This window comes from Lentzea sp. NPDC003310 (genome assembly GCF_040610935.1).
GTDB lineage: Bacteria > Actinomycetota > Actinomycetes > Mycobacteriales > Pseudonocardiaceae > Lentzea.
The window spans coordinates 265,204-290,290 of record NZ_JBEXNC010000004.1 but is presented as its reverse complement, the minus strand read 5'-3'; the positions used below and the strand labels follow the sequence as shown (position 1 = coordinate 290,290).

Here is a 25,087-nt window from a genome sequence, read left to right as displayed (position 1 = left end):
CGCACTCAGTGGTGCTGGGGAGGCCCGCGCTCCTCCCCAGCACCCTCCGTCACAGCTCGTGCCCGGTCGTCGCGTCCACGTGCCCCGGCACCTCGTCGTGCCGGTCGCCGACGGTCAGCGTGCCGGACGGCTCGAACATCAGGATCCGCGCACCGTGCGGCGCCGACGGCTTGTGGAACGTCCCGCGCGGCACCGTGAACACCTCGCCCTTCGCGAGCGTGACCGTGCGATCGGGCTCGCGCAGCGCCAGGTGCAGCTCACCGTCCAGGACGAGGAAGAACTCGTCGGTGTCGTCGTGCACGTGCCACACGTGCTCACCCCGCACTTTCGCGACGCGCACGTCGTAGTCATTGACGCGGGTGACGATCCGAGGGCTCCACAGGGCGTCGAACGAGGCCAGCGCGTCGTCCAGCGAGATGGGGTTCATGCCCACCAGCCTCACCCGTGACGACACACCCCAGCGAGTGCTAGGAATCGCACATGCCGCAAGAATCCTCGCACCGCGTCGTCGTCATCGTGGACGACAACTCCAACCCCTTCGAACTCGGCTGCGCCACCGAGGTCTTCGGCCTGCACCGCCCCGAACTCGGCGGCCACCTCTACGACTTCCGCCTCTGCTCACCCACACCCGACACCGTCATGCGCGACGGCTTCTTCACCCTCACCGGCGTCACCGGCCTGCACACCGCCGACCACGCCGACACCCTCATCGTCCCCAACCGCCCGAACGTCGACACCCCACGACGCCCCGACGTCCTCGACACCATCCGCCGCGCCCACGCCCGCGGCGCACGCCTCGTCGGCTTCTGCAGCGGCGCCTTCACCCTCGCCGAAGCAGGCGTCCTCGACGGCCGCCGCGCCACCGCCCACTGGCAGTGGGCCGACGAGTTCGCCGCCCGCTTCCCGCACGTCCACCTCGAACCCGACGTGCTCTTCGTCGACGACGGCGACATCCTCACCTCCGCCGGCAGCGCCGCCGCCCTCGACCTCGGCCTGCACCTCGTCCGCCGCGACCACGGCGCCGAGACCGCCGCCTCCGTCAGCCGCCGCCTCGTCTTCGCCGCCCACCGCGACGGCGGCCAGCGCCAGTTCGTCGAACGCCCCGTACCCGACCTGCGCGACGAGTCACTCGCCCCCGTCCTCGCCTGGGCACAACACCACCTCGACACCCCGCTGACCGTCGCCGACCTCGCCACCCGCGCCGCCGTCAGCCCCGCGACCCTGCACCGCCGCTTCCAGGCCCAGCTCGGCACCACACCACTCGCCTGGCTCACCGGCGAACGCGTCACCCTCGCCTGCCGCCTCATCGAACTGGGGGAGAGGCGCTTCGACGTCGTCGCCCGCCGCACCGGCCTCGGCACCGCCGCCAACCTCCGCGCACTCATGCGCCGCCAGACCGGCCTCACCCCGTCCGACTACCGGCGCCGCTTCAGCCCAGCGCCCGCAGGGTGATCCGCCGCACCACCTGAGTCTTCGCGTTCGCGTAGTCCTGCACCCGCTCCCACGTCCGCACCGCGAGCTCCCGCTTCACCCGCTCGTACTCCCGCCGATCCTCCTCGTGCGCACGCAACCGGTCCCGGAACGCCAGCATCCGGTCCACCTCCACACAGCCGGGGGAGAACACGTGCATGTTCACGTTCGGCACCGTGCCCTTGACCAGCCGGTGCCCGTACCAGTCCGGCTCCCGCAACCGCAGGTAGTAGCCCGCCTCCACCAACGCCGGCACGTACGCGTCCTCGTCACCCGAATCCGGCACCACCAGCACGACGTCGATCAACGGCTTCGCCGCCAACCCCGGCACCGACGTCGACCCGCAGTGCTCCACCCGCACCGCCACCGGCCCCAGCGCCGCCCGGATCCTCGCCTCCTCCACCGCGAACCACGCAGGCCACGCCGGGTTGTAGTCCTCCAGCACGATCGGCGCGTTGTGCGGCGGATCCTCCGTCACGAACTCCACCTCGGCCGGCTCCTCGACCACCGCCTCCCACGCCCGCTCGAGGATCTCCACCTCCACCGCCGCCCCCGACGACGCGTACAACTCACGATCAGCCGGGTGGTCGCGCAACCAGTCCCGCAGCAACCCCGCCCGCCACACCACCGCGCACCCACGCGGATACACCCGCAACTCCACACCCGCCCGCGACAGCACCCGGCACCCGTGCCGCTCCTCCCGCGCCACCAGCCGAAACCCCTCGGCCTCCAAACCCGGCACGTACGACGCCTCGTCCGCCGGATCGTCCACGACCAGCAGTTCCCGTCCGACACTCACAGCAGACCCCCTCGTAGGCAGTCGGCCAGAATATCAACTCCCGAACAGGTCACCCACCGAACCGACCCGCTCCAGCACCTCGTCCGCCGTGAACACCAGGTCCTCCACGACCTCGCAGTCCTCGACCTCGTCCCACGTCACCGGCGTCGACACCGCCGGCCGCTCCCGAGCCCGCAACGAGTACGGCGCCACCGTCGTCTTCGCCGGGTTGTTCTGCGACCAGTCGATGAACACCTTCCCGCCACGCTGCGCCTTCGCCATCGTCGACACGATCAACGACGGCTGCTCCCGCGCCAACCGCTGCGCCACCGCCTTCGCGAACTCCGCCGTGTCCTTCGCCGGCGCGTAGGCGTACACCTGCATCCCCTTGTTGCCCGACGTCTTCACCCACGAGTCCACGCCGTCGTCGTCCAGCACCACCCGGATCAGCTCCGCCACCCGCGCACACTCCACGACCGTCGCCGGCGCCCCCGGATCCAGGTCGAACACCAGCAGATCAGGGTCCCGCTTGCCCCCACGCGGCCCCACCGTCCACTGCGGCACGTGCAACTCCAACGCCGCCAGGTTCGCCAGCCACACCAACGTCGCCAACTCGTCCACCATCACGTAGTTGACCGTCTCGTTGCCCTTCGTGCTGCCCGGCGACTCCAACCGCATCGTCCGCACCCACTCAGGACGGTGCTCCGGCGCGTTCTTCTCGAAGAACCACTTCCCGTCCACCCCGTTCGGATACCGCTTCAACGTCACCGGACGGTCCTTCAGGTGGGGGAGCAGCACCGGGGCGATCCGCGTGTAGTAGTCGATCACCTCACCCTTCGTGAACCCGAACCCCGGGTACAGCACCTTGTCCAGGTTCGTCAGCTTCACCGTCCGGTCCTCGACCCGCACCGTCACTTCCCTCGGAGCGTCACTGCTCACCCCGGCGCACCTCCTCAGGCGACTTGTCCGGCCGCAAACCACGCCACGCCGGAAACCGCATCCGCCCGTCCGGCGTCCACTGCCGGAACACCACCTCGGCCACCAGCTCCGGCTCGACCCACCTCGCGCCCTTCGACCGCTCCCGCGGCATCTCCGTCACGAACGGCGACCCCTTGCGCGCCAACGCCTCCAGCCGCGGCGTCAGCACCGCCAGCTCCGCGTCGTTGAACCCCGTGCCCACCGACCCCGCGAACGCCAGCCCGCCGTCCTGCGGAATACCCAGCAACAACGCGCCGATCACCCCCGCGCGCTTGCCCTCACCCATCCGCCAGCCACCGATCACCACCTCCTGCGCCATCAGGTCGGTGATCTTGCGCCACACCGGCGACCGCACCCCCGGCTGGTACGGCGAATCCAGCCGCTTCGCCACCACACCCTCGAGCCCCTGCTCCCGGCTCGCCGCCAGCACCGCCGCCCCGTCCTCGTCGTAGGACGGGGGAGTCAGCCAGTTCGGCCCCCGCAGCTCCAACGACCGCAACAACTCCCGCCGCTGCCGAAACGGCAAATGCACCGTCGACGTGCCATCCAGGTGCAACAGGTCGAACAACAACAACGTCACCGGGTACTGACGAGCAGCCCGCCGCGCCGCCTCCGACTTCGTCACGTGCATCCGGTTCTGCAACGCGCTGAAACTCGGCCGCCCGTTCTGCAAAGCCACGATCTCCCCGTCCAGCAACGCCTCCGTCGCCCCCAGCTGCTCACCCACACCCTGCAGCTCCGGATACGCCACCGTGATGTCGTTGCCCAGCCGCGACCACGCCTGCACCCGCCCACCCTCGACCCGCAGGACCGCCCGCACACCGTCCCACTTGAACTCGTACGCCCACGCGTCGTCATCGTCGTGGGGGAGAGGACCCGGCACCGCCAGCATCGGCTTCACCGACTCCGGCAACACCTGCCAGTCCGCACGCGCCGGCGCGTGCCGCCGCTTCACCATCCAGTTCTTCCCGTCCCGCCCCGACCGGAAGAACACGAACTGACCGTCGACCCGCTGCCCGTGCAACACCACGTCGACCTCGCGGTCCGACCACTTCACCGTCTCGTACCGGCCGCGGTCCCACAGGAACATCTCCCCGCCGCCGTACTCACCCTTCGGGATCTCCCCGGAGAACTCCGCGTACTCCAACGGGTGGTCCTCGGTGTGCACCGCCAACCGCACCACGTCCGTCGTCGGCGGCAACCCCTTCGGCACCGCCCACGACACCAGCACCCCGTCCCGCTCCAACCGCACATCCCAGTGCAGGCTCGACGCGTGGTGCTCCTGGATCACAAAAGTGTCGTCATCGCCCCGAGGAAGATCCCCAGCACCCGGCACTGGCTCCGGCGTCCTCGCCGGATCCCGCTTCCGCCGGTACTCGTCGAGCCCGGCCATCTACGCAGACGAAGCCTTCTTCTTCGGCGCCGCCTTCTTCGCAGCACCCTTCCGCCCGGCCTTCGCCTTCTCCACACTCCGCTCGAGCGCCGTCATCAGATCGATGACATCACCCTTGTCCTCGACCTCCGGCTGCTCGGGCAACTCCGCACCCTCCGCCTTCGCCGCGATCACCTTCTCCAACGCGTCCCGGTAGTCGTCGGTGAACGTGTCCGGATCGAAGTCACCCGCCATCGACTCCACCAGCGACGTCGCCATCTTCAACTCCTGCGGACGCACCTCCACGTCCTGATCCAGGAAGTCGAACTCCGCCTTGCGGATCTCGTCCGGCCACAACATCGTGTGCATCACGAGCACGTCATCACGCGCCCGGATCATCGCCAGCGTCTCCTTCTGCCGGATCGTGATCTTCACGACCGCCAGCTGACCCGTCTTGACCAGAGCATCCCTGAGCAGCACATAAGGCCGCGCCGCCGCCTTGTCCGGCTCCAGGTAATAAGTCTTCTGGAAGTAGATCGGATCGATCTCCTCCGCCGGCACGAACTCCAGCACCTCGATCGACTTGTCGGTCTTCACCGGCAACTTCTCGAAGTCCTCGTTCTCCATGATCACCATCCGGCCGTCGTCCAACTCGTAGCCCTTGGTGATCTCCGAATACTCGACCTCTTCACCGCACACCGAACAGACGCGCTTGTACTTGATGCGCCCGCCGTCCTCCCGGTGCACCTGGTTGAAACGGAAGTCGTGCTCCTCGACAGCCGTGTAGAGGCGCACGGCGATCGTCACCAACCCGAAGGAGATGGCCCCACGCCACACGGATCTCATTCTCATTGGGTACCCCTGAAATGCGGTTTTCGCACTATCAGGTCACCCACTCGGCCTAACGATCCGACAACAGGGCGACCCCCGGCTCACACGTCACCACCGAGAGTCCCGCACCACGGTCGAACACCACTAGATGTCCTTCAACGCCCGATACGTCCGATTGCTCGCCACCGCCGCCCGCCGCTCCCGCGCCGTCGCCTCGATGTAGTTCTGACTCGTCGCCAAACTCGCATGCCCCAACAACGCCATGATCTCGCTCGCCGACGCCCCATCCTCCGCCAACCGCGTCGCGAACGTGTGCCGCAACGCGTGCAGATTCGCCCCCGTCGGCACCCGGTCGTTCAACCCCGCCCACCGAAAACACGACTTCACCAGGTACTCCAACCCACCCCGCCCGATCGGCTCCCCGTGCCGATCCCGCAACAACGCGCTGTCCCGGTCAAACCGCCCCTGAGGAAACCGCCGCCGGCAACTCGCCAGGTACGCCTCCACGATCCGCTCCATCGGCGGCTCGATCGGCACACTCCGATCCCGGTTCCCCTTGCCCTTCACGTGCAACCGCCGATCACCCTCCCGCCCCACCACGCTCGCCAGCGTCAACGTCCGCATCTCCGCACTCCGCAGACCCGCCACCAACCCCAGCGCGATCACCAGCACGTCCCGCTCCGGCCACGGGTCCCGCCCCTTGCGCGCCCCCTCCGCCGCCGCCGTCAGCAACTGCTCCGGCGTGTCCTCACCCCGCAACGGCTTCGGCACCAGGGGAGGCGTCTTGGGCCGGGCCACGGCGCCCATCGGGTTGCCCGCGATCAGGTCCTCCGCCACGCAGAACGTCAGGAACTGGTTCCACGTCGACCACGCCCGCAACACCGAGCTCTTCGCGTGCGTGTCCGCGAACGACCCGAACGCCTGCCGCAGGTGCGCCCCGGTCAGATGACCGATCGTCAGGTCCTCGACGGGGCAGGAGAGCGTCTCGGCCAGGAGCGTGTTCACGCCCGAGAGATCGCGCTGGTAGGCCGCCGTGGTGTGCGGCGAGTCCTTGCGGGTCCGGCGGGCGAGGAAGAAGGCGTCCTGGGCGGCGAGCACGTGCATATGGATCTTGTACCGCACGACACCGACAATCCCGGACGCGGCAGCGGCCCCGGAGGGGAGGGGAGGAGCCGCTATTTTGTTGCTCTGTTCGGCGTACGGAGTGGGCGTGTGCTCGCGGAGCCGCAGGTCAGGGCTTGATCAGGAGGGTGGTGCCTGGCGGTCGGCGGCGTTTCGTCCTGGCTGCGGCCGCGTTCGGGTTCACCGAATTGTGCCGTGCTGGATAATGGCGATTATGCATGAAATGTCCGTTTCGCCGGGTTCTGATTCGGCTCCGGACGTCGCTGGACCAGGTGGCGTCACTTGTCGGGGATCGTGAGCGTAATGGCGCCTCGCTACGTACGTCTCTCTGACGACACGTCGGTGCCGACCGCGCTCCGGCATCGCCGTGGATCTGAGGTTGTGTGGCGTCTGCAAGCGGCCGGCCTGCCCGCCGGCGACGGCTTGCAGACGCGCCAACACGGCGTTGCGACCCCTTCTGACAACGATCTTCGCAGGTCACCGTTTCGCCGATAATCTACATTATGTCAAGTAACGGCGATCCGGGTCTGCCCCGGGACTCGTCCTGACGGCTTTCTGGGCTTGGTGCGGCCGCTGGCGCGCTGATGTGCGTTCGCCGGTTCGCTCAGACGGCTCCTCCTGGCGTTTGCCGCTCGGGCGTCGCGTCGGTTCGTTCGCGGCGGGCGTTCGTGAGTCGTGCCGGCTCGCGCGCGCTCTCCCTCTCCTCGGCCGTTCGGTCTTTCGTCACCGTGGCGTTAGGCGCGTGTCTGGCAGGCTGCGGAGTCGTGATCGACGATTTCGCCAAGGAGTACCTGCACGGGGATCTGCGTGAGTTGCGCGCGGCGGTGCTGTGGAAGCTCGAGGGTGTGTCCGAGGACGACGTGCGGCGTCCGTTGGTGGCGTCGGGGACGAACCTGCTGGGGTTGGTGAAGCACCTGGCGTTGTCGGAGTCGCGGTACTTCGGTGAGGTGTTCGGGCGGCCGTTCCCGGAGCCGATGCCGCGGTGGGACGACCTGTCGGCGCGTGGGTTGGACATGCGGGCGGACGAGTCGGAGTCGCGTGAGGAGATCGTGGGTCGTTATCGGCGGGTGTGGGCGCATTCGGACGCGACGATTTTGGCGTTGTCGGTGGATGCGCGTGGGCATGTGCCGTGGTGGCCGCGTCCGGACGTGTTGTTGTTCAACGTGCTGGTGCACGTGGTGACGGAGACGGCGCGGCACGCCGGGCATGCGGACATCCTGCGCGAGCAGCTGGACGGGGTGACGGGCGAAGGCCGGTGATGGGCGCTTCTCCCCTGCTCCCCCGCTTGTGAATGATCTTGTCGGGGGTGGTTGGCACACTCGGGTCATGCGCTATGGGATCTACGTGCCGTCGTTCGGTTCGTCGCTGGGTGATCCGTCCGTGCTGGTGTCGCTCGCGGTGGCGGCGGAGGAGGCCGGGTGGGACGGGTTCTTCCTGTGGGACCACGTGGTGCAGCCGGGTGAGCCGGTGGTGGCGGATGTGTGGGTGACGTTGGGTGCGGTGGCGGCGCGCACGTCGCGGGTGGTGCTGGGGCCTTTGGTGACGTCGTTGGGGCGGCGGCGTCCGTGGAAGGTGGCGTTGGAGGCGTCGACGCTGCAGCGGTTGTCGGGTGGGCGGTTGGTGCTGGGGGTGGGTGCGGGGGTGCCGCAGGACTTCTCCCCGTTCGGTGAGCGGGTGTCGCGTGCGGCGGCGATGTCGGAGGGGGTGGAGGTGGTGCGGGCGTTGTTGTCGGGGGTCGAGGTGGAGCACCGCGGTGAGGTGTTCGAGGTGTCCGGGGTGCGGTTCGCGCCGGTGGAGGTGCCGATCTGGGTGGGTGGGAACTGGCCTCGGTCGGTGCCGTTCCGCGGGGCGGGGCATGCGGCGGGGGTGGTGCCGGCGACGTTCGGTGCGGAGGGTCTGGTGGTGCTCTCCCCTGCTGAGGCCGCTGGGGTGAAGGCGGACTTCGTGGCGTCGGGTGGTCCGGCGGGTGGTGATGTCGTGTTGTGGGGTGGTGCGTCGTTGCCCGAGGAGGTCGCTGCGTACGAGGCGGCCGGGGTGACGTGGCTGCTGACCGATGGTGGTGCGGTGGGCTTGGAGGACCTGCGGGAGTTCGTGGTGGCGGGTCCGCCGCGGTCAGGTGTGTAGGCCGCGCAGGAGGGTGTCGAGGTAGCGGCGGGCGGTGGGGAGCCGGTCTGCGGGTCCGGCGCTGTGGACGTAGGTGGCGTAGGCGATGCCGCACATGAGTGGGACGAGGTCGGCGTCGTCGACGTCGGGTCGTACGGCTCCGGTGTCGCGGGCGCGGGCGAGCAGTTGGGTGCCGATGGCCATGATCTGGGTCTTGAGTTCGGTGGTGCGGGGCAGGACGTCGTGGGTGGTGGCGGAGACCTTGACGAGTGCGGGGTCGGTGACCTGGCCTTCGACGACTTTGGTGAGGAAGGCGGCGAAGGCGGTCCAGGGGTCGTCGTCGGTGAGGCCTTTGCGGCCGCAGCCTGCGAGTTCTTCGAGGCAGGGTGTGGCGACGGTTTCGAGGAGTGCTTCGGCGGTCGGGAAGTGCCGGTAGACGGTGCCGACGCCGAGTCCTGCTCGGCGGGCGACGTCGTTGAGCTGCAGCGGTGTGCCTTCGTCGACGAGTTCTCTGGCGACGGTGAGGATGTGCTCCCAGTTGCGGGCGGCGTCCTTTCGCTGCGGCGTCATGGGTCGATCCTATGTGGATATGCCATCCGGAACGTGGCGGAGTGGTGCGTGGGTCTGGCTGAGGTGTCGTACGGCTTGCTGGATGCGGGGGTCTCGTGCGGTTCGGTGGGGTTGGACGGGGAGGGCTTTGGGTCCGATGACGGTGCCGCTGGTGAGGGTGGGGTCGGTGGCGGCGGTGATCGAGGAGCGGGCGGCGGTGGCGGCGGGCCGGGAGGTGGCGTGTTCGAAGGTGCGGCGCACGAGGGGCCAGAGCAGTCGCAGGGGCGGTGCGACGATCTTGGGGGTGCGCAGGGTGCCGTCGGTCATGTCGGTGTCCGCTCCCCCGGGGTCGGCGGCGAGGACGCCGATGGTGGTGGCTCGGGTGGCGAGGTCGAGGGTGTAGGCGAGGTTGGCGAGCTTGGCGCGTCCGTACCAGTGGAAGCCGTAGTAGCCGCCGGGTGGTTCGACGTGGTCGAAGACCTTCTTGGCGACGACGACGGCTCCGGAGGTCACGTTGACCACGCGGTGCTTGATCACCGGGAGGAGGAGTTCGGTGAGCAGGTAGGGCGAGAGGTGGTTGACGACGAAGGAGGCTTCGATGCCGTCGAGGTGGGTGTGGTCGGGGAACATGGCGCCGACGTTGTTGACGAGGACGTCGAGCGGGCCTTCGTCGGCGAGGCGTTCCCCGAGTGCGCGGACGGCGGCGAGTGAGGCGAGGTCGGCCTGCAGGAAGCGTGCGGGTTCTCCTCCCCTGGCGTTGATGGCGGCGACGGCGTTGTCTCCGCGTTGTGGGGTGCGGCCGATGACGGTGACGGCGTAGCCGGCGTCGGCGAGTCCTTTGGCGGTTTCGAGTCCGATGCCGCCTGTGGCGGCGGTGACGACTGCTCTGGGGGCCATGACCACTCCAATCCGGATAGTGAATCCGCTTCTGTCGCCGACGCTAGCACAGATGCGGATGAGCTATCCGTTTTTCGTCGATGAGACTGTGCGTCGTGGATCTCGGGGTGGTCGGCCAGGCGGCGGGCATGTTCGCGGTGACCAACGTCGACGACCTGGTGCTGCTCGCGTTGTTCTTCGCGCGGGCGAGGTCGGCCTGGCAGGTGGTGGCGGGCCAGTACCTGGGCTTCACGGCGATCCTGGTGCTGGCGGTGTTCGGCTCTTTGGGCGCGTCGCTGTTGCCCGCGCAGTTCCGCCCGTGGCTGGGCCTCATCCCCCTGGCCCTGGGGCTGAAGGCGGCCTGGTCGCTGTGGCGGGGCTCCGACGACGAGCACGAGCACGACGCCGCGCCGGGCGTGCCGGCGATGGCGGGCGTGACGCTGGCCAACGGCGGCGACAACATCGGTGTCTACGTGCCGGTGTTCACGGTGACCGACTCGCTGTGGGTCTACGTGGTGGTGTTCCTGCTGCTGGTCGGCGTGTGGTGCGCCGCGGGCCGGTTCCTGGCCTCACGCCAGGTGGTGGCGCGCGCTCTGGCCAGGTGCGGCCATGTCGCGTTGCCGGTGGTGCTGATCGTGATCGGTGTTCTGGTGCTGTTCTCGGGCTGAGCTGGTCAGGCGGGCCAGGGCGGCTGCCGGGCCGGGTCGTGGACGGCCCGCTCGAGTGTTGCCGCGATCGCCGCCAGTTCCTCCTCGCTGAGGTCGCGCTCCCCCACGCGCCGCAGGATCTCGCTGCGCGAGCACACGACGACGGCGCCGGCGTGCCCGCCGAGCTCGGCGGCGGCGACGATCGCGGGGGTGTCGTGGTGCAGCACCAGGACGGGGTCGGGCGTGTCGGTGTAGAGCAGGCGCTCGATGTCACGTCCGGTGATGGCCATGCTCAGTCTTGTACGGCTCGGGCGTAGCGGGCCGCAAGGGTGCGAACGTGTGCCACGAGCTCGGGTGGCGAGGTGATCTCGAAGTCGCAGCCGAGCATCCCGATCCACACGGTGAGGGTCTCCAGCGAGTCGGAGCCGGTCACCAGGACGCACGAGGTGTCATCGACGGCCTCGACGGTGCCGATGGCGGCGTGGATGCGGGCGGCGACGACGTCGGCCGGAGCGTGCACGAGGACGCGGGCCTGGAAGCGCCAGGCGGCTTGGGTGACTCGGGAGGCGACGTAGGTGGTGGCGTCGAGCTCTCGCGGGGTGAAGCGGGGGCCGTGCGGGGGCCGGGGCGCGGTGATGCGGTCGACGCGGAAGCTGCGCCAGTCGTCCTTCTCGGCATCCCAGGCGACGAGGTACCAGCGGCGGCCCCAGTTGACGAGGCGGTGGGGTTCGACGCGGCGGCGGGTGTGGGTGCCGTCGTGGGCCTGGTAGTCGAAGCGGATCGTGTCGCTGTCGCGGCAGGCGGCGGCCAGGGTGGACAGCAGTTCGGGGTCGAGGGCGGGGCCGGGGGTGTCGCGCGGGACGGACTCGATCTGCTCGAGGGCGGCCACGCGGTGGCGCAGGCGGGACGGGAGGACCTGTTCGAGCTTGAGCAGGGCGCGCAGGGAGACCTCTTCGAGGCCGGTGACGGCGTTGGTGCGCAGGGCGGCGGCGACGGCGACGGCCTCGTTGTCGTCGAGCAGCAGCGGTGGCAGTTCGGCGCCGGCGCCGAGGCGGTAGCCGCCGAACGAGCCGGTGGTGGCGTTGACCGGGTAGCCGAGCTCGCGCAGGCGGTCGACGTCGCGGCGCACGGTGCGGGGGCTGATCTGCAGTTCGTCGGCGAGTTCGCTGCCCTGCCAGTCGCGGCGGGACTGCAGCAGGGCGAGCAGGCGCAGCAGCCGCGCCGAGGTTTCCAACATGGACGGAACTTTAGGACAGGAGCTGGCCGCAAGGCTCGTTAGCCTCGGGTTATGACGGAGATCAGGGAATTCCACATCGCGGTCGACGACGCCGAGCTCGACGACCTGGCTCAGCGGTTGCGGCGGACGCGGTGGACCGACCAGGTCGCGGGGGCCGGTGCGCGCTACGGCGACGACGTCGCGGACGTGCGGGAAGTGGCCCGGTACTGGGCCGAGGAGTTCGACTGGCGGGCGGTCGAGGCGCGGCTGAACTCCTTCCCGCAGTTCGTCACGGAGATCGACGGCACGAACGTGCACTTCCTGCACGTGAGCAGCCCGAACCCGGACGCGCTGCCGGTGCTGCTGATCCACGGCTGGCCCGGCTCGGTGATGGAGTTCGTGGACGTGGTCGAGCACCTGCGCGAGGACCACCACCTGGTGATCCCGTCGATCCCCGGTTTCGGGTTCTCCGGGCCGACGACGGAGACGGGCTGGCACTCCGGGCGGATCGCGGCGGCGTTCGCGGAGCTCATGGCGCGCCTGGGGTACGAGCGCTACGGGGTGCACGGCAACGACGCGGGCGCGATCATCGCCCCGCAACTGGGCCAGGCCGACGCCGAGCACGTGGTGGGCGTGCACGTCACGCAGATCTTCTCGTTCCCCTCGGGCGACCCGGCGGAGATGGAGGGCCTGACCGAGGACGACTTCCGGCGGCTCGGGGTGCTGCAGAACTTCTGGGAGACCATGTCCGGCTACGCGAAGCTGCAGCAGGCACGGCCGCAGAACGTGGCGTTCGCGCTCGCGGACTCCCCCGTCGGCCAGCTCGCCTGGACGATGCAGCTGATGGCCGAGCCGGCGGTCACGCGGGACTTCCTGCTCGCGAACGTGGCGATCTACTGGTTCACCGGCACCGCGGGCTCCAGCGCCCGGCTGTACTTCGAGGACGCCCACCGCGAGGACCCGCCCACCGAGCCGACGACGGTGCCGCTGGGGGTCGCGGTCTTCCCCGACGACTTCCAGACCATCCGCCGCTTCGCCGAGCGCGACCACCACCGCCTCGTGCACTGGTCGGAGTTCGAGACGGGCGGGCACTACTCCGGCCACGACTCGCCCGCCCTGCTGGCCGAGGACCTGAAGGTGTTCTTCGCCAAGCTGTAGGGCTTACCCCGCGAGGTGACGGCCGTGCGCGCGCAGGCGTGCACGGTCCTCGGGGAACACGCTGTCCCACGTCCGGTCCAGGCTGACCCACCGAGGCGGCTGCCCGGGCTCCCCGGCCAGCGCCACCACGGCGGCGTAGACGAGACTCAGCGTCGGCGACCAGTCGGCGCGGTAGGACCGCACCGCCACGGCGGCCGGTGCCGGTAGCAGTTCCGCCCGCACCCCGGTCTCCTCGTGCAACTCCCGGGCGGCGGCCTCGCGCGGCGTCTCCCCGGGCTCGACCGTTCCGCCGGGAGCCACCAGACCTCGCCGGGGATGCCGCACCAGCAGCACGCTCGTGAACGTGCTGTCGTAGACCCACACCTCGGCGGCGAGCGGATCCGTCAGCACGGGGCGGGCGGCGAGCCACGCAAGCGCGTCATCGAAGCACGCGGTGGCCAGCCGTGCGTCCGCGACGGCCGCCTCCCGCGTCCGATGATCAACCACCCCGTCCCTCCCCCGGCCGGTGACTAGGCTGAAAACCCGTACCGCGCCAAGGGTGAAGGAGCACAGTGGCGATCGGCGAGCTCTACGACGTGGTGATCGACTGCCCCGACCCCGACGCGCTCGCCGGGTTCTACCGGCAGGTGATCGGCGGCGAGATCGCCGACTCCGACGGCCACTGGACCACCCTGGTCATCCCCGGTGGCCGGCGCGTGTCGTTCCAGCGGGTCGAGGACTACTCGCCGCCGCGCTGGCCCGGCCAGGAACACCCGCAGCAGATCCACCTCGACGTCCTGGTGGCCGATCTCGAGGCCGCCGAGCCGGGCGTCCTCGGCCTCGGCGCCACACTGCTCAAGACCTACGCGGGGTTCCGCGTCTACGCCGATCCGGCCGGGCACCCGTTCTGCCTGGTCACGGGCTAGGCGCGCCAGACGGTGGCGGTGCGGGTCTCGGTGCTCTCCAGCGTCAGCGGGACCGGTACCTCGTAGCGGGCCTGGGCGGTGAACTCCTCGCGCGGCAGGTGCGCGCGGTCCGGGTCGCCCAGCAGCACCAGGGCGCCGCGGGCCGAGGCGCGGCGCAGGAACGGCAGCACCAGGGCGGTGATCTCGGCGTCGTAGAACACGTCTCCGGCGAGGACGACGTCGGCGCCGTGCGCGTCGCTGTCGAGCTGGTCGCCATCGAGGGTGTGCACGGTGACGCCGTTGGCGGCGGCGTTGAGCCCGACCGCGCACAGGGCGAGCGGGTCGATGTCGTTCGCGGTCACGACGTCCGCGCCGGCCAGGGCGGCGGCGATCGCGACGAGGCCGGAGCCGGAGGCGAGGTCGAAGACCTTCTTGTCGCGCACCAGGCCGGCGTGGTCGAGCAGGTGCCGCGCCAGTGCCTGGCCGCCCGCCCACGGGAACGCCCAGAACGGCGGCTGGTCGTGGTGGGTGAGCTCCCACAGGTCCAGGGCTTCGTCCGCGCTGTGCAGCGCCACCTCCGGCACCAGCGGCACGGGCGTGAGCGTCGTGTTGGCGAGCACGAAGTCGGTGAGCGTGGGCGCGGACATGACGGTGAAGCTTAGGGGCAGCGCGAGCACCGGCCGCAGAGGCGAAAGGCCACAGTCACAGGCCTCCGGCCACCCGCAGGATCGCGCCCGTCGTGTAGGAGGCGTCCGGGGACAGCAGCCAGGCGATGGCGCCCGCGATCTCGTCGGCCTCGCCGGGACGGCCCAGCGGGATGACCGAGGCGACGCGGTCGGGGCGGCCGGGCTCGCCGGAGAGGCGGTGGATGTCGGTGCGGACCGTGCCGGGCTGCACGCAGTTGACCCGGATGCCGCGCGGCGCGAGCTCCTTGGACAGGCCGATCGTCAGCGCGTCCACGGCGGCCTTGGTGGCGGCGTAGTGCACGTACTCCCCCGGGCTGCCCAGGGTCGCCGCGCCCGAGGAGACGTTGACGATCGAGCCCGTGCTCATCCGCCGGGCCGCCTCCCTGGCCACGAACAGCGCGCCGACGAGGTTGACGTCCACGACCCGGCGCAGGTCCTCGGTGCGCAGCTCGGCCAGCGGACCGCGCGGGGAGGTGATGCCCGCGTTGCTCACCACGCCGGTGACGTCGTCGCCCGCGGCGTCGAACAGGCGCGCCACGTCGTCCTCGTCGGCGGTGTCGGCGCGCACCGCGAGCACGCCCAGCTCCCGTTCCAGGCGCCGCGCCTCGTCCTCGGCCTGCCGGTAACTGATCACGACCCGGTGCCCGTCGCGCACGAGCCTGCGCGCGGTCGCGGCACCGATACCCCGGCTTCCCCCGGTGATCACCGTTGTCATGACGCCACCCTAACCCCATATACTCGGTACCGGATATACGGGAGCGGATATGACGTTCAAGCGCACGAACCCGCTGGCCCTCGCGGTGCTGGCCCTGCTGTCGGAACGGCCCATGCACCCCTACGAGATGGCGCAGACCATGCGGGAACGCCACCAGGAGGAGGTCGTCAAGCTCAACTACGGCTCCCTTTACACCGTGGTGGAGTCGCTGCACCGGCACGAGCTGATCGCCGCCGCGGCCGTGCAGAAGGCCGGCAACCGCCCCGAACGCACCGTCTACGCCGTCACCGGCGCGGGCACCGCCGAGCTGCACGACTGGCTGCGCGACCTCATCGCCACCCCCGCCAAGGAGTACCGCGCCTTCGAGGCCGGGATCTCGATGGTCGGCCTGCTGCCCCCGGCCGACGCTCTCGACGTCGTGCGGCGCCGGGAGGCCGCCGTGGGCGAGCAGCTCACCGCGCTGGCCGTGCTGCTGGAGAAGCTCGCGGGCATGGGCCTGCCCCAGCTCGCGTGGATCGAGCTCGACTACCGGATGGCCATGTTGCGTGCCGAACGCGCCTGGCTGTCCTGGTTCGCCACCGCCGTCCGCGAAGGCACCGTGGGCGGCTTCGAGCACTGGGAGGACCGACACCGATGAGACTGCTGTTCGAGGTGACCGGCATCGTGCGGGCGCCGTTCGAGGACGTGCGCGAGCGCATGTTCGCCGACGCCGGCGAGTCCGGGTCGCACCGGCTCGTCGACCGCGAGCGGGGCGTGATCGCCTACTGGGGCGACTGGTGGTACCGCGGCGAGGACTCGCTGCACCCCCACCCCGAAGGCGCGCTGCTGCGCCACCGCGTCCACAACATCTCCCGTCAGGGCAACTGGGCGCCCTACCTCGCGAACAAGCTGTTCCTCGGCTACCGCGCGAAGCTCGAGGCCGCCATGGCCGAGCGCGTGGAGCGGCTCCAGCGCGGATGACACCGGTGTTTGATCACGGCCGGTCCGGTGAAGCCCCGCTGGGACGACGCCCGTCGTCCGGTTGACCCCGAACAAGTAAGGGTGGCCTTAGTCATCACCCGAACGGCCGTATAGAGTGTGCAGATGAGGTGCTCGATACTCTCCGACTTCGCGGGCGAACCGCTGGCCGGCACGGCCGCGACCGCGACGGCGTGGCTGTGCCTGGAACAGCCCGGCCCCTGGGGCCGCGACGCGCTGACCGAGAGCCACCTCGACCCCGAACTGGGCGCCGAACTCGCCCGCCGCGCCGAGGGCACCGGGGTGCGCATCCTGCTCATCCGCCGCCCCGGCAGGCACGCCGACGACCACGTGCCCGCGACCCGCAGGCTGTACCTGGCCTCGACGAAGCCCGGCGCGTCGTGGCTGGAGCAGGCCGACCTCTCCTCCCCGGAGGAAGCCCTCGAGCTCGACTTCGCCGCGCTGGGCGAGGGCCGTTCCACCGCGTTCGGCACGCCGGTGGACGACCCGCTGCTGCTGATCTGCACCAACAGCAAACGCGACGTCTGCTGCGCCCTGTACGGCCGCCCGATCGCCACCGCGCTGAACCTGTGGGAGTGCACGCACACGGGCGGGCACCGCTTCGCGCCCACCGGGGTGCTGCTGCCCACCGGTCACCTGTACGGACGCATCGACCACCAGTTGGCCGAGCGCGTCGTCACCGAGGGCATCCAGGCCGACCGATGCCGCGGCCGGTCCTGCTACAGCCCGCGCGGCCAGGTCGCCGAGGTCGCCGTGCGGCGGCAGCTGGGCGAGACCCGCGACGTGCTCACCGTCGTCGCCGAGACCGCCGGCTCCGCGACCGTGCGGCACGCCGACGGCCGCGAGTGGCGCGTGGCGCTCGCCGAGCAGCCCGTGCCGCCGCGGCCCGCGAGCTGCGGCAAGTCCCCCGACATCGCGATCGCCCTGGTCGCGACCGCGATCGACGAACGGGTGCGCGTCTGCGGTTAATCTCCGCAGGTGGACGAGACCCGAGCGGTGACACACTTCTTCTCGTCGCCGGGGCGCCACCCGGCGGCCGTCGTGGACGCCCTGCGCGAGCTCGGGATCACCGAGGTCGTCGTGGACGAGGAGGTCACCGGTGACGGCTTCTGGCACGTCGCGGCGTTCGGCTCGCTGCCGTCCGACGAGGCCGCGGTGAGCGACACCGAACGCCGGATGCGCCGAATCGCCCAGGACGCGGACGCCCGGTACGACGGCTGGCAGGCCACGTCGACCACCCGCGACCAACGGCACCGCTAGTCTTGATCAAGTGCCCCGGCTGATCCACCTCAACGGCCCCACCGGCGTCGGCAAGTCCACCCTCTCGGCCCGCTACGCCGCCGAGCACCCCAAGACCCTCAACCTCGACGCCGACGAGATCGTCCGCCTCGTCGGCGGCTGGCACGACGACTTCTTCGGCGCGGTCGAGCTCGTGCGGCCCCTGGCGATCGCCATGGCCGCTACCCACCTCGCCACCGGTCACGACGTCGTCATGCCGCAGCTGGTCACCGTGCGCGAGCAGAGCGCGAAGTTCGCCGAGGCAGCCGCGGCGGCGGGTGCCGAGTACGTCGAGGTCGTGCTGCTCGCCCCACCCGAGACCACGATCGACCGCTTCCGGCACCGCGCGCACCACATCGACGACACGGTCGAGGCGCTCGGCGGGGAGACGCTGATCCGCCGCATCCACCGGCACCTCGCCGCCTACCTCACGCCGGCATCCGTCGTCCTCGACACCACCGGCGCAACCGTGGAGCAGACCTACGACACGCTGATCGCGACGCTGGCCGGGCGGTAGGTTCCCCTGATGGGTTCCCTGATCAGCACGCACGCCGTCGACACCGGCCGGCGGCACGCCCTCGGCCGCGTCGCGGTGGCCATCGCGCTCGCCTGCGCCGTGCTGCTGGCGCTGGCGTTCGTGCTCGACCTGGACGGCGCCCAGTACGGGCTGCTCGCCGCCGTGGTCCCGCTGCTGGTCGCCGCACCGGCCGCCGCCGTGCTGCTGCGCAAGGCCCGCCGGCCCGAAGTGGTCGAGCTGCACGACGACGGCATCGCGCACGTGTTCGGCGGGGTGCGACGGCAGTGGGCGTGGGACGAGGTCGCGGCCCTGGACATCGCCGAACGCGGTTACGACGCGGGCGTGGACCCCGACTGCACGATCCGGTTCGCCGACGGCGCGCTGCTGCACGTCTCCGGGCGCACCGAGAACAGCCGCGTGATCGTCGCCGCGCTCGACCGGCACTGCGCCGACGCCACCCGCCGGCCGGTCCGCAGGCCGCACAAGGCCCGTGCCGCCGCGGTGCTCGCCGTGATCGCGCTCGCGGGCGGAGGTGCCGCGGCGTGGGTGGTGCTGACGAACCCGGCGGGCGGGCTCGCGGTCTTGGGCGTGGCGGCCGCGGTGCCGGCGGTGGTTAGCCTGATCCTGCTGGTCGCCGTGCTGGTGACGGGCCGGCGTTAGGCACGGTCGCGGAGAACACGCCGATCCCCAGCGCGTACGGGTCGTCCAGGCCCACCGTGCGCAGCGTCTCGGCCGGCAGGGCGAGCAGCGAGATCGCCACGCCCAGGAAGTAGGCGTCGAGCAGGCCCGTGTCGCGCACCGTCGAGGGCAGCCCGGCCGCCTGCTGCAACGCGGCACCTGCCTCGGCGTTGGCCAGCACCATGCCCGACAACGCCTCGCGCACGCCCGGCCGGCGCACGGCCTCCAGGTACAGCTCGACCATCGCGAGCATCTGCGTCGGGTCCTCGGCCACCGCGCGGCGTAGCAGTGCCGGGTACAGCTCGGCGACGTCGCTGGCGGTGATGCCCGCCGGGGTCGTCTCCCGCAGCCGCTGCACGGCGGCCTGGTGCAGCGACGTCATGCGGGCGGCGCACGCGGTGAGGACCGCCTCGCGGGTCGGGAAGTAGTTCTTGGTGGTGCCGATGGGCACACCGGCCTCGCGGTCGATCGCGCGGTGGGTCAGGCCCCGGCCGCCCTCCACCGCGAGGATCTGGATCGCGGTGTCGCACAGAAGATCACGACGGCTCACGGTCCGGGACACTAGCAAGATCACCACAGCTGTGGTGACTCGGGGCGAACGTGCTGGTCCCGGCCGTCGCGACGACCACGCCGCGGTCGAGGACGAGGAACAGCCCGCACACGCAGCGGACGTAGGCGACGCCGCCGTGGCGCGAGAGCGCGGAGGCGGACTGCCAGTGGCAGGCGGGGCAGGTGGCGATCATGAGCCAAGCCTGATGTCATGGTCTAGTGCATTTCAACCCTTACGGCGGGGCGGCCGCCGAGCTCGCCGCGAAGCTGGTCAACGCCGACCCGGCCGCGCGACTGCTGGACGTGCTGAAAGCCTCCGACTACAAGCCCCTGGGCTCGCTCGACGCGCGGCAGGAACGTGACGTACGAGACTGGGTCGAGCGGCTGCGGCAGGTGTTCCGCGAGCCCACCGTCGAGCTGCTCAACGACCTGCTCGCGCAGTCGTCGACCACGCACTACATCTCCACCCACGACGGCCGCGCCCCGCACCTGCACTACGCCCGCGAGGACGCGCCGACCGACGTGCGGGTGAAGGCGTACACGGCGGCGGGGCTGGCGGCGTTGTTCTGCGAGGACGCCGGGCGCATCGGCTCGTGCGGGCGGGACGGGTGCGAGACGGTGTTCGTCGACACCAGCCGCAACGGCCGCAGGCGGTTCTGCTCCACGAAGTGCGCCAACCGCGTCGCCGTGGCCAACCACCGCGGCCGTCAGAGCGCGTGACGGCGTGCCCGCCCACCCCGGCGGGCACGCCGTCTCCCACTCACTTGTCGATGACGTTGTGCAGGCGGCGCGGCTTGTACTCGGAGTTGGCCTCCAGCCCGTAGGTGCGGCTGCGCCAGTCGGTGCCCCAGTCGCCGCGCTGCTCGTAGGCGAAGTAGGCGCGCCGGGTCGAGTCGGTCCACCGGTCGAAGATCACGACGTGCCGGTTGTTGCCGTCGCCGATCGCGTCGATCACCAGGTCGCCGCGCTTGAGGTCGGTCATCGTGATCGCGAACGTGTAGGTGCTCGTGATGAGCGCCTGGGTGTTGGGCGCGTCGGGGTCTTTGGGCAGCCGCGCGGCCATCGAGGCGTAGCCGGAGCAGTCCATGCGGTAGCCGTCGGTCCACTTGCGGTTCTGGTCGTACGGGACGCGGACGCCGTTGTTGGCCGTGAGCCAGCTGTTGGCGCGGTCGATGATCTCGTAGCGGTAGACCGGCGTGCCGGCGGCGTGCGCCGGGGACACCAGGGTGGCCAGGGCGACGAGCGTGGTGGCGGCCATCGCGAGGACTCTCATGCGTGCTTCTCCCATTCCGTGGATCAACTGCGGGCGCTTAGGGTCGGTTCATGGAGCTGACGGAGCTGTGTTTCGCCGGGGCGGCCAGGCAGGCGCACGCCGTGCGGTCCGGCGAGATCACCGCGCGCGACCTGGTCGCCGAGCACCTGCGGCGCATCGAGCGGATCGACCCGCGGCTGGGCGCGTTCCGGCTGGTCTTCACCGAGCAGGCACTGACCGACGCCGAGGCCGCCGACGCGCGCCGGGCCGCGGGCGAGGACCTGCCGCTGCTGGGCGTGCCGATCGCGGTGAAGGAGGACATCGCGATCGAGGGGCTGCCCACCACCAAGGGCACGAACGCCGCGCGCACGCCGCAGCCCGCGGACTCGGCGATCGTGGCGCGACTGCGGGCCGCCGGAGCCGTCGTGATCGGCCGCACCCGCATGCCGGAGCTGGGCCTGTGGCCGTACACCGAGAGCTCCTGGGCGGGACCGACGCGCAACCCGTGGTCGCTCACGCACTCCCCCGGCGGGTCCAGCGGCGGATCGGCCGCGGCCGTGGCGGCGGGACTGGCGGCCGCCGCGATCGGCACCGACGGCGCCGGGTCGATCCGCATCCCCTCCGCCGTGACGGGCCTGTTCGGGCTCAAGCCCCAGCGCGGCCGCGTCTCGCTCGCACCGGAACCGCAGATGTGGGACGGCATGGTCGTGGCGGGCCCGATCACCCGCACGGTCGCGGACTGGGCGCTGGTCGCCGACCAGATCCGCGGGGCCGCGCCCGGTGACGCGCACGTCGCGCACCCGCCGCGCACGAGCTTCACCGAGGCCGCGCGCACCGACCCGGGCCGGCTGCGGATCGGGGTGTCGCTGCGGCCGTGGGGGCCGGGCATCGCGATCGCCGAGGAGGTCCGCGACGCCGTGCAGGACACCGCCGCGCTGCTCACCGACCTCGGGCACGACGTGGTGCGCCTGGACCCGCCGATGCGCGACCTCACCGCCTCCACCCAGTTCGCGGTGCGCTACCTGCACAACGCCTTCCTGGCGCGCGCCGGCATGGAGTTGCCCGACCTGGTCGAACCGCGCACCCGCGCGGCCGCCGAACTGGGCCGCCGCGTCCCGCGCGCCGCGGCGCGGTGGGCGGCCAAGGACGACGCCACGCTCACCGCGTACGCCAACCGGGTGTTCGCCTCGATCGACGTGCTGCTGACCCCGGCGCTGACCCGCCCGCCGATCCGCGTGGGCGAGTGGGACGGCCGCAACGTCGTCACGGCGCTGCTCGCGGCCGCGCAGTACACGACGTTCCTGCCGCTGTGGAACATCGTCGGCAACCCCGCCGCCGCGGTGCCCGCCGGCCGCACCTCCGCGGGCCTGCCGCTGGCGGTGCAGCTCGTGGGCCGTCAGCACGACGAGTGCACGCTGCTGTCGCTGTCCGCCCAGCTGGAGCGCGTCCGGCCGTGGGCGGACCGGATCCCCTCCGGCCTCGATCATGCGAACTAGGATATTACGAGTACGGACTATTCGAACCGGAAACGGTCAGAACCCGCGGCGGGACAACTCGTCGAGCAGTTCGCGGTCCGCGACGTGCCGCGAGCGGATGTGGTCCAGGTAGTCGGCGAACGCGTCGGGCTGCAGACCGCGTAGTTGGGAGAGCCATTCGACCAGCAGCTCCTGCTCCTCGATGCCGCGGCGGGCGAGCTCGACCTCCACCACGCGCCGGTACACCTCGACGGCCAGGCGGCTGCCGTCGGTCACGAGGTGCTGCACCAGCTCCGCGCGCAACGGCGGCCACTCGTCGGTGTGCACGACCAGCGCCCGCAGCTTGAGGTAGACCTCCAGGCTCGGCCGGGTGACGAACGCCTCCCGGCACACGTCCACCGCCCGCTGCGGCGCGCCCCGGCGCAGGTGCTCCTCCACGGCGAGGTCGATCAGCCGCGGCGCCGCCCCGCGCCCGCCGACCGCGCGCAGCCCGCGCTCGACCCACTCCAGGGCCTCCTCGGAGCGGCCGTTGTCCCGCAGCACGGTCGCGACCTGCAGGTAGTGCCACCCCGAGGACAGGTCCTTGCCCAGCACGAGCAGCTGCAGGTCGACGTCCTCGGTGTACTCGGCGAGCTCCTCCATCACGCGCAGCAACGCCCAGCGGGCGCGGTCGTAGCGGCCGGTCTCGCCGAACCCGATCACCGGCAGCGGCGCGAACAGCTCCACCGCGCGGTCCCGGTAGTGCGCGAGACCCTCGTCGTCGAGGGCGTCGCCGTAGGCGGCGAGGCTGACGTCGGGCGCGTCGGGGTGGCGCAGCTGCAGGTCGAGCAGCCAGTCGGCGAGCCGCCGCGGATCGGGCCGGGTCTGGACGCAGGCACGGGCGTGGGTGCCCAGCACCCGGTGGGTCAGCTCGGCGAGCTCCACGCGGTGGTGACGGCTGGTCTCGACCCCGTCGGCGAGCTGGCCGACGATCTGCTCGATCAACGCCACCAGCCGCGGGCCGGGGTCGGTGACCAGCAGCGACTGCAGCTCGACCGACACCGCGGTGAGCGCCTGCCAGCGGGCGGGCCAGTCGGCGGGCTCGCTGTCGACCTCAACGAGCGCGGAGGCCACGGTGGCGGGCAGCGAGTCCATCACAACATCATTCCCGCGTCACCCGGTCGAGTGCTACGGATGTCGCCCTAAGGATTTAAGGTTCACCCTCTGTCGTCAGATGGCGACAGGTCAGCCAGCTTCCGCGTCAGAACTTCCCGTTCGCGTTCGTTTCCGCACAATCGAATGGCCTGCTCAAGCTCGGTGCGGGCCTCCTCGTGCCGCCCCAGGCGGCGCAGCAACTCTCCGCGCACGCCCGGTAGCTGGTGCGAGTCCTTGAACGCGGCGTCGGAGGCCAGCGCGTCGACGAGCGGCAGCGCCGCCTCAGGTCCCTGCGCCATCGAGACGGCGACCGCGCGGTTGAGGTCGACGACCGGGGACGGCGCGAGCCGGCTCAACCCGTCGTAGAGGGCGACGATGCGGTCCCAGTTCGTGTCGCGCACCGAGGAGGCCAGCGCGTGGCACTCGGCGATCGCGGCCTGCAGCCCGTAGTAGCCGTAGCCGCGGCCGGCGTCGGTGGCCTTGGCGAGCGCGGCACGGCCGCGGGCGATGGCCGAGCGGTCCCAGCGGCGCCGGTCCTGCTCCTCCAGCAGCACGGTCTGCCCGTCGGGGCCGCGCCGCGCCGGGAAGCGGGCGGCGGTGAGCTCCAGCAGCGCGAGCAGGCTGTGCACCTCGGGTTCCTCGGGCATCAGCCGCGACAGGATCCGTGCCAGCCGCTGCGCCTCCCCCGCGAGGTCGAACCGGATGACCTCCTCACCGGAGCTGGCCGACGAGCCTTCGGTGAAGATCAGGTAGAGCACGCTGAGCACCTGCGCCAGCCGCGCGGGCCGGTCGGCGACCGGCGGCACCTCGAACGGCACCCCGGCCGCGCCCAGCGTCTTCTTCGCCCGCGTGATGCGCGCCTGCACGGTGGCCGTGGGCACCAGGAACGCCCGGGCGATCTCGTCGCTGGTCAGACCGCCGATCACGCGCAACGTCAGCGCGACCCCGGACTCCCGCGACAGCACCGGGTGGCACGAGGTGAACATCAGCGCGAGGGTGTCGTCGTCGATCTGGTCGGGGTCCCACAGCACGTCGTCCGGTGCGGGACCGGGTTCGGCGCCGGTCAACGCGCCTCCCTCGGGCAGGTGGTGCGCCATCGCCGCGTACTTCTCGTCGCGGGCGCTGCGGCGGCGGAACGCGTCGATCGCGCGCCGCCGCCCGACGGTGAGCAGCCAGCCCGCCGGGTTGTTCGGCACTCCCTCGCGCGGCCAGGTCACCAGCGCCTCGGCCAGTGCCTCCTGGGCCAGGTCCTCGGCCAGCGCGAAGTCGCCGGTGTAGCGGGTGAGCGCACCGATGATCCTCGCGGAGTCGATGCGCCACACCGCCGCCACGGCCTTGCGTCCCGTGGGGTCGCTGCTGCTCATGGCGCCCAAAATAGATCAGGCCGGTGAGCTCAGAGCTGGCCGGTGGACTCGCGCCACGCCCGTTCCTTCTTGATCCACTCGTTGTCCTGCGGGAACTCGTCGATCGTGGGCACGCGGCGGATCTCGGTCTTGAACCCGGCCGCGGTCATCGGTGTGCGCTTGGCCCACTCGATCGCGTCCTGGATGGTCGGGACGTTGATCAGGTAGAAGCCGTTGAACAGCTCCTTGGTCTCCCCGTACGGGCCGTCGGTGACCACGGGCGGTTCGGAGGAGAAGTCGACGACCACGCCCTCCTCGGCCGGGGCGAGGCCCTCCGCGGCGACGAGCACACCGGCGTTGATGAGCTCCTCGTTGAACTTGCCGACCGTCTCGAGCATCTGGTCGAAGTCGATCTCGCCGAGGTTGCCCCAGGCCTCGTCGGAGGTCACGCGCCAGATCAGCATGAACTTCATGTCGGTCTCTCCCAGATGGTTCGTG

The 25,087-nt window shown here is 71.0% G+C and carries 33 protein-coding genes; 14 read left to right on the top strand and 19 right to left on the bottom strand.

Going from position 1 to position 25,087, the window contains the following annotated elements:
• Nucleotides 1-49: 49 nt before the first annotated feature.
• A complete protein-coding gene (locus tag ABZX02_RS08990; RefSeq protein WP_355296324.1) occupies nucleotides 50-427 on the bottom strand; it encodes a cupin domain-containing protein in 378 nt (125 codons plus the stop codon).
• A 53-nt stretch (nucleotides 428-480) separates the two neighbouring features.
• Between ABZX02_RS08990 and ABZX02_RS08985 the strand changes: the two genes are divergently transcribed.
• Nucleotides 481-1,452, top strand: coding sequence for a helix-turn-helix domain-containing protein (locus ABZX02_RS08985; RefSeq protein WP_355296323.1), 972 nt, complete (start codon nucleotides 481-483; stop codon nucleotides 1,450-1,452).
• Here ABZX02_RS08985 and ABZX02_RS08980 read toward each other — a convergent pair.
• The 5 genes from ABZX02_RS08980 to ABZX02_RS08960 all read right to left on the bottom strand — a co-directional run bounded on the left by ABZX02_RS08980 (nucleotide 1,430) and on the right by ABZX02_RS08960 (nucleotide 6,551).
• Nucleotides 1,430-2,269: a GrpB family protein gene (locus ABZX02_RS08980; RefSeq protein WP_355296321.1), complete on the bottom strand. Its 840-nt coding sequence runs from the start codon at nucleotides 2,267-2,269 to the stop codon at nucleotides 1,430-1,432. The two genes, ABZX02_RS08985 and ABZX02_RS08980, sit on opposite strands and share 23 nt — an antisense overlap.
• Before the next feature lie 33 nt (nucleotides 2,270-2,302).
• Nucleotides 2,303-3,187: a non-homologous end-joining DNA ligase gene (ligD, locus tag ABZX02_RS08975; RefSeq protein ID WP_355296319.1), complete on the bottom strand. Its 885-nt coding sequence runs from the start codon at nucleotides 3,185-3,187 to the stop codon at nucleotides 2,303-2,305.
• A complete protein-coding gene (gene ligD, locus ABZX02_RS08970) occupies nucleotides 3,177-4,619 on the bottom strand; it encodes a non-homologous end-joining DNA ligase (protein ID WP_355296317.1) in 1,443 nt (480 codons plus the stop codon). The genes ligD (ABZX02_RS08975) and ligD (ABZX02_RS08970) overlap by 11 nt, the downstream gene beginning before the upstream one ends.
• On the bottom strand, nucleotides 4,620-5,444 hold the full coding sequence (locus ABZX02_RS08965; RefSeq protein WP_355296316.1) for a Ku protein: 825 nt from the start codon (nucleotides 5,442-5,444) through the stop codon (nucleotides 4,620-4,622). It abuts the gene before it with no gap.
• Between the two features lie 129 nt (nucleotides 5,445-5,573).
• On the bottom strand, nucleotides 5,574-6,551 hold the full coding sequence (locus ABZX02_RS08960; RefSeq protein ID WP_355296314.1) for a tyrosine-type recombinase/integrase: 978 nt from the start codon (nucleotides 6,549-6,551) through the stop codon (nucleotides 5,574-5,576).
• Between the two features lie 764 nt (nucleotides 6,552-7,315).
• On the opposite strand from ABZX02_RS08960, the gene ABZX02_RS08955 reads away from it, so the two are divergent.
• Both ABZX02_RS08955 and ABZX02_RS08950 read left to right on the top strand, forming a co-directional pair.
• The gene (locus ABZX02_RS08955; RefSeq protein ID WP_355296312.1) at nucleotides 7,316-7,810 is read left to right on the top strand and encodes a DinB family protein; all 495 of its coding nucleotides are present in this window, start codon (nucleotides 7,316-7,318) and stop codon (nucleotides 7,808-7,810) included.
• 67 nt (nucleotides 7,811-7,877) lie between these two features.
• Nucleotides 7,878-8,675 carry an LLM class flavin-dependent oxidoreductase gene (locus tag ABZX02_RS08950; RefSeq protein ID WP_355296310.1) on the top strand — a complete coding sequence of 266 codons (798 nt, stop codon included), beginning with the start codon at nucleotides 7,878-7,880 and terminating at the stop codon, nucleotides 8,673-8,675.
• On the opposite strand, the gene ABZX02_RS08945 is transcribed toward ABZX02_RS08950, so the two are convergent.
• The gene (locus tag ABZX02_RS08945; protein WP_355296308.1) at nucleotides 8,664-9,224 is read right to left on the bottom strand and encodes a TetR/AcrR family transcriptional regulator; all 561 of its coding nucleotides are present in this window, start codon (nucleotides 9,222-9,224) and stop codon (nucleotides 8,664-8,666) included. The two genes, ABZX02_RS08950 and ABZX02_RS08945, sit on opposite strands and share 12 nt — an antisense overlap.
• A 9-nt stretch (nucleotides 9,225-9,233) precedes the next feature.
• On the bottom strand, nucleotides 9,234-10,100 hold the full coding sequence (locus ABZX02_RS08940) for an SDR family NAD(P)-dependent oxidoreductase (protein WP_355296306.1): 867 nt from the start codon (nucleotides 10,098-10,100) through the stop codon (nucleotides 9,234-9,236).
• 95 nt (nucleotides 10,101-10,195) lie between these two features.
• Between ABZX02_RS08940 and ABZX02_RS08935 the strand changes: the two genes are divergently transcribed.
• Nucleotides 10,196-10,747 (top strand): cadmium resistance transporter, encoded by a 552-nt coding sequence (locus ABZX02_RS08935; protein ID WP_355296304.1) that lies wholly within the window; start codon nucleotides 10,196-10,198, stop codon nucleotides 10,745-10,747.
• A gap of 5 nt (nucleotides 10,748-10,752) precedes the next feature.
• Here the strand turns inward: ABZX02_RS08935 and ABZX02_RS08930 are convergent, their stop codons facing one another.
• Complete coding sequence (locus ABZX02_RS08930; RefSeq protein WP_355296303.1) at nucleotides 10,753-11,016, bottom strand: hypothetical protein; 264 nt, start codon at nucleotides 11,014-11,016, stop codon at nucleotides 10,753-10,755.
• Nucleotides 11,017-11,018: 2 nt separating this feature from the next.
• The gene (locus ABZX02_RS08925) at nucleotides 11,019-11,963 is read right to left on the bottom strand and encodes a YafY family protein (RefSeq protein ID WP_355296301.1); all 945 of its coding nucleotides are present in this window, start codon (nucleotides 11,961-11,963) and stop codon (nucleotides 11,019-11,021) included.
• A gap of 51 nt (nucleotides 11,964-12,014) precedes the next feature.
• Between ABZX02_RS08925 and ABZX02_RS08920 the strand changes: the two genes are divergently transcribed.
• A complete protein-coding gene (locus ABZX02_RS08920; RefSeq protein ID WP_355296299.1) occupies nucleotides 12,015-13,100 on the top strand; it encodes an epoxide hydrolase family protein in 1,086 nt (361 codons plus the stop codon).
• Nucleotides 13,101-13,103: 3 nt separating this feature from the next.
• Here ABZX02_RS08920 and ABZX02_RS08915 read toward each other — a convergent pair whose 3' ends face one another.
• On the bottom strand, nucleotides 13,104-13,586 hold the full coding sequence (locus tag ABZX02_RS08915) for an NUDIX domain-containing protein (RefSeq protein ID WP_355296297.1): 483 nt from the start codon (nucleotides 13,584-13,586) through the stop codon (nucleotides 13,104-13,106).
• Nucleotides 13,587-13,651: 65 nt separating this feature from the next.
• Here ABZX02_RS08915 and ABZX02_RS08910 point away from each other — a divergent pair, with 65 nt between their 5' ends.
• Nucleotides 13,652-14,005: a VOC family protein gene (locus tag ABZX02_RS08910; RefSeq protein WP_355296295.1), complete on the top strand. Its 354-nt coding sequence runs from the start codon at nucleotides 13,652-13,654 to the stop codon at nucleotides 14,003-14,005.
• Here the strand turns inward: ABZX02_RS08910 and ABZX02_RS08905 are convergent.
• Nucleotides 14,002-14,631 (bottom strand): 50S ribosomal protein L11 methyltransferase, encoded by a 630-nt coding sequence (locus ABZX02_RS08905; RefSeq protein WP_355296293.1) that lies wholly within the window; start codon nucleotides 14,629-14,631, stop codon nucleotides 14,002-14,004. The genes ABZX02_RS08910 and ABZX02_RS08905 overlap by 4 nt on opposite strands.
• Nucleotides 14,632-14,686: 55 nt before the next feature.
• The gene (locus tag ABZX02_RS08900) at nucleotides 14,687-15,385 is read right to left on the bottom strand and encodes an SDR family oxidoreductase (protein ID WP_355296291.1); all 699 of its coding nucleotides are present in this window, start codon (nucleotides 15,383-15,385) and stop codon (nucleotides 14,687-14,689) included.
• Between the two features lie 49 nt (nucleotides 15,386-15,434).
• On the opposite strand from ABZX02_RS08900, the gene ABZX02_RS08895 reads away from it, so the two are divergent.
• The 6 genes from ABZX02_RS08895 (at nucleotide 15,435) to ABZX02_RS08870 (ending at nucleotide 18,818) form a co-directional block, all read left to right on the top strand.
• The gene (locus tag ABZX02_RS08895) at nucleotides 15,435-16,022 is read left to right on the top strand and encodes a PadR family transcriptional regulator (protein ID WP_355296289.1); all 588 of its coding nucleotides are present in this window, start codon (nucleotides 15,435-15,437) and stop codon (nucleotides 16,020-16,022) included.
• Nucleotides 16,019-16,345 carry a hypothetical protein gene (locus tag ABZX02_RS08890; protein ID WP_355296287.1) on the top strand — a complete coding sequence of 109 codons (327 nt, stop codon included), beginning with the start codon at nucleotides 16,019-16,021 and terminating at the stop codon, nucleotides 16,343-16,345. The genes ABZX02_RS08895 and ABZX02_RS08890 overlap by 4 nt, the downstream gene beginning before the upstream one ends.
• Before the next feature lie 123 nt (nucleotides 16,346-16,468).
• On the top strand, nucleotides 16,469-17,332 hold the full coding sequence (locus tag ABZX02_RS08885) for a sucrase ferredoxin (RefSeq protein WP_355296285.1): 864 nt from the start codon (nucleotides 16,469-16,471) through the stop codon (nucleotides 17,330-17,332).
• Nucleotides 17,333-17,341: 9 nt separating this feature from the next.
• Nucleotides 17,342-17,623: a ribonuclease E inhibitor RraB gene (locus ABZX02_RS08880; RefSeq protein WP_355296283.1), complete on the top strand. Its 282-nt coding sequence runs from the start codon at nucleotides 17,342-17,344 to the stop codon at nucleotides 17,621-17,623.
• 10 nt (nucleotides 17,624-17,633) lie between these two features.
• Entirely contained in the window at nucleotides 17,634-18,158 is a 525-nt protein-coding gene (locus tag ABZX02_RS08875; RefSeq protein WP_355296281.1) for an AAA family ATPase, read from the top strand.
• 9 nt (nucleotides 18,159-18,167) lie between these two features.
• Entirely contained in the window at nucleotides 18,168-18,818 is a 651-nt protein-coding gene (locus tag ABZX02_RS08870) for a hypothetical protein (protein ID WP_355296280.1), read from the top strand.
• On the opposite strand, the gene ABZX02_RS08865 is transcribed toward ABZX02_RS08870, so the two are convergent.
• Together ABZX02_RS08865 and ABZX02_RS08860 are read right to left on the bottom strand one after the other, a co-directional pair.
• Nucleotides 18,772-19,386 carry a TetR/AcrR family transcriptional regulator gene (locus ABZX02_RS08865; RefSeq protein ID WP_355296278.1) on the bottom strand — a complete coding sequence of 205 codons (615 nt, stop codon included), beginning with the start codon at nucleotides 19,384-19,386 and terminating at the stop codon, nucleotides 18,772-18,774. The genes ABZX02_RS08870 and ABZX02_RS08865 overlap by 47 nt on opposite strands.
• A complete protein-coding gene (locus ABZX02_RS08860) occupies nucleotides 19,373-19,579 on the bottom strand; it encodes a hypothetical protein (RefSeq protein ID WP_355296276.1) in 207 nt (68 codons plus the stop codon). The genes ABZX02_RS08865 and ABZX02_RS08860 overlap by 14 nt, the downstream gene beginning before the upstream one ends.
• A gap of 25 nt (nucleotides 19,580-19,604) precedes the next feature.
• Here ABZX02_RS08860 and ABZX02_RS08855 point away from each other — a divergent pair, with 25 nt between their 5' ends.
• The gene (locus tag ABZX02_RS08855) at nucleotides 19,605-20,105 is read left to right on the top strand and encodes a CGNR zinc finger domain-containing protein (protein ID WP_355296275.1); all 501 of its coding nucleotides are present in this window, start codon (nucleotides 19,605-19,607) and stop codon (nucleotides 20,103-20,105) included.
• Between the two features lie 40 nt (nucleotides 20,106-20,145).
• On the opposite strand, the gene ABZX02_RS08850 is transcribed toward ABZX02_RS08855, so the two are convergent.
• Nucleotides 20,146-20,658 carry a hypothetical protein gene (locus ABZX02_RS08850; RefSeq protein WP_355296273.1) on the bottom strand — a complete coding sequence of 171 codons (513 nt, stop codon included), beginning with the start codon at nucleotides 20,656-20,658 and terminating at the stop codon, nucleotides 20,146-20,148.
• 50 nt (nucleotides 20,659-20,708) lie between these two features.
• Between ABZX02_RS08850 and ABZX02_RS08845 the strand changes: the two genes are divergently transcribed.
• The gene (locus tag ABZX02_RS08845) at nucleotides 20,709-22,133 is read left to right on the top strand and encodes an amidase (protein ID WP_355296272.1); all 1,425 of its coding nucleotides are present in this window, start codon (nucleotides 20,709-20,711) and stop codon (nucleotides 22,131-22,133) included.
• 36 nt (nucleotides 22,134-22,169) lie between these two features.
• Here the strand turns inward: ABZX02_RS08845 and ABZX02_RS08840 are convergent, their stop codons facing one another.
• The 3 genes from ABZX02_RS08840 to ABZX02_RS08830 form a co-directional block, all read right to left on the bottom strand.
• Nucleotides 22,170-23,246: a hypothetical protein gene (locus tag ABZX02_RS08840; RefSeq protein WP_355296270.1), complete on the bottom strand. Its 1,077-nt coding sequence runs from the start codon at nucleotides 23,244-23,246 to the stop codon at nucleotides 22,170-22,172.
• Between the two features lie 62 nt (nucleotides 23,247-23,308).
• Nucleotides 23,309-24,610, bottom strand: coding sequence for an RNA polymerase sigma factor (locus tag ABZX02_RS08835; RefSeq protein ID WP_355296269.1), 1,302 nt, complete (start codon nucleotides 24,608-24,610; stop codon nucleotides 23,309-23,311).
• A 29-nt stretch (nucleotides 24,611-24,639) separates the two neighbouring features.
• The gene (locus ABZX02_RS08830) at nucleotides 24,640-25,062 is read right to left on the bottom strand and encodes a YciI family protein (protein ID WP_355296267.1); all 423 of its coding nucleotides are present in this window, start codon (nucleotides 25,060-25,062) and stop codon (nucleotides 24,640-24,642) included.
• Nucleotides 25,063-25,087: the final 25 nt, after the last annotated feature.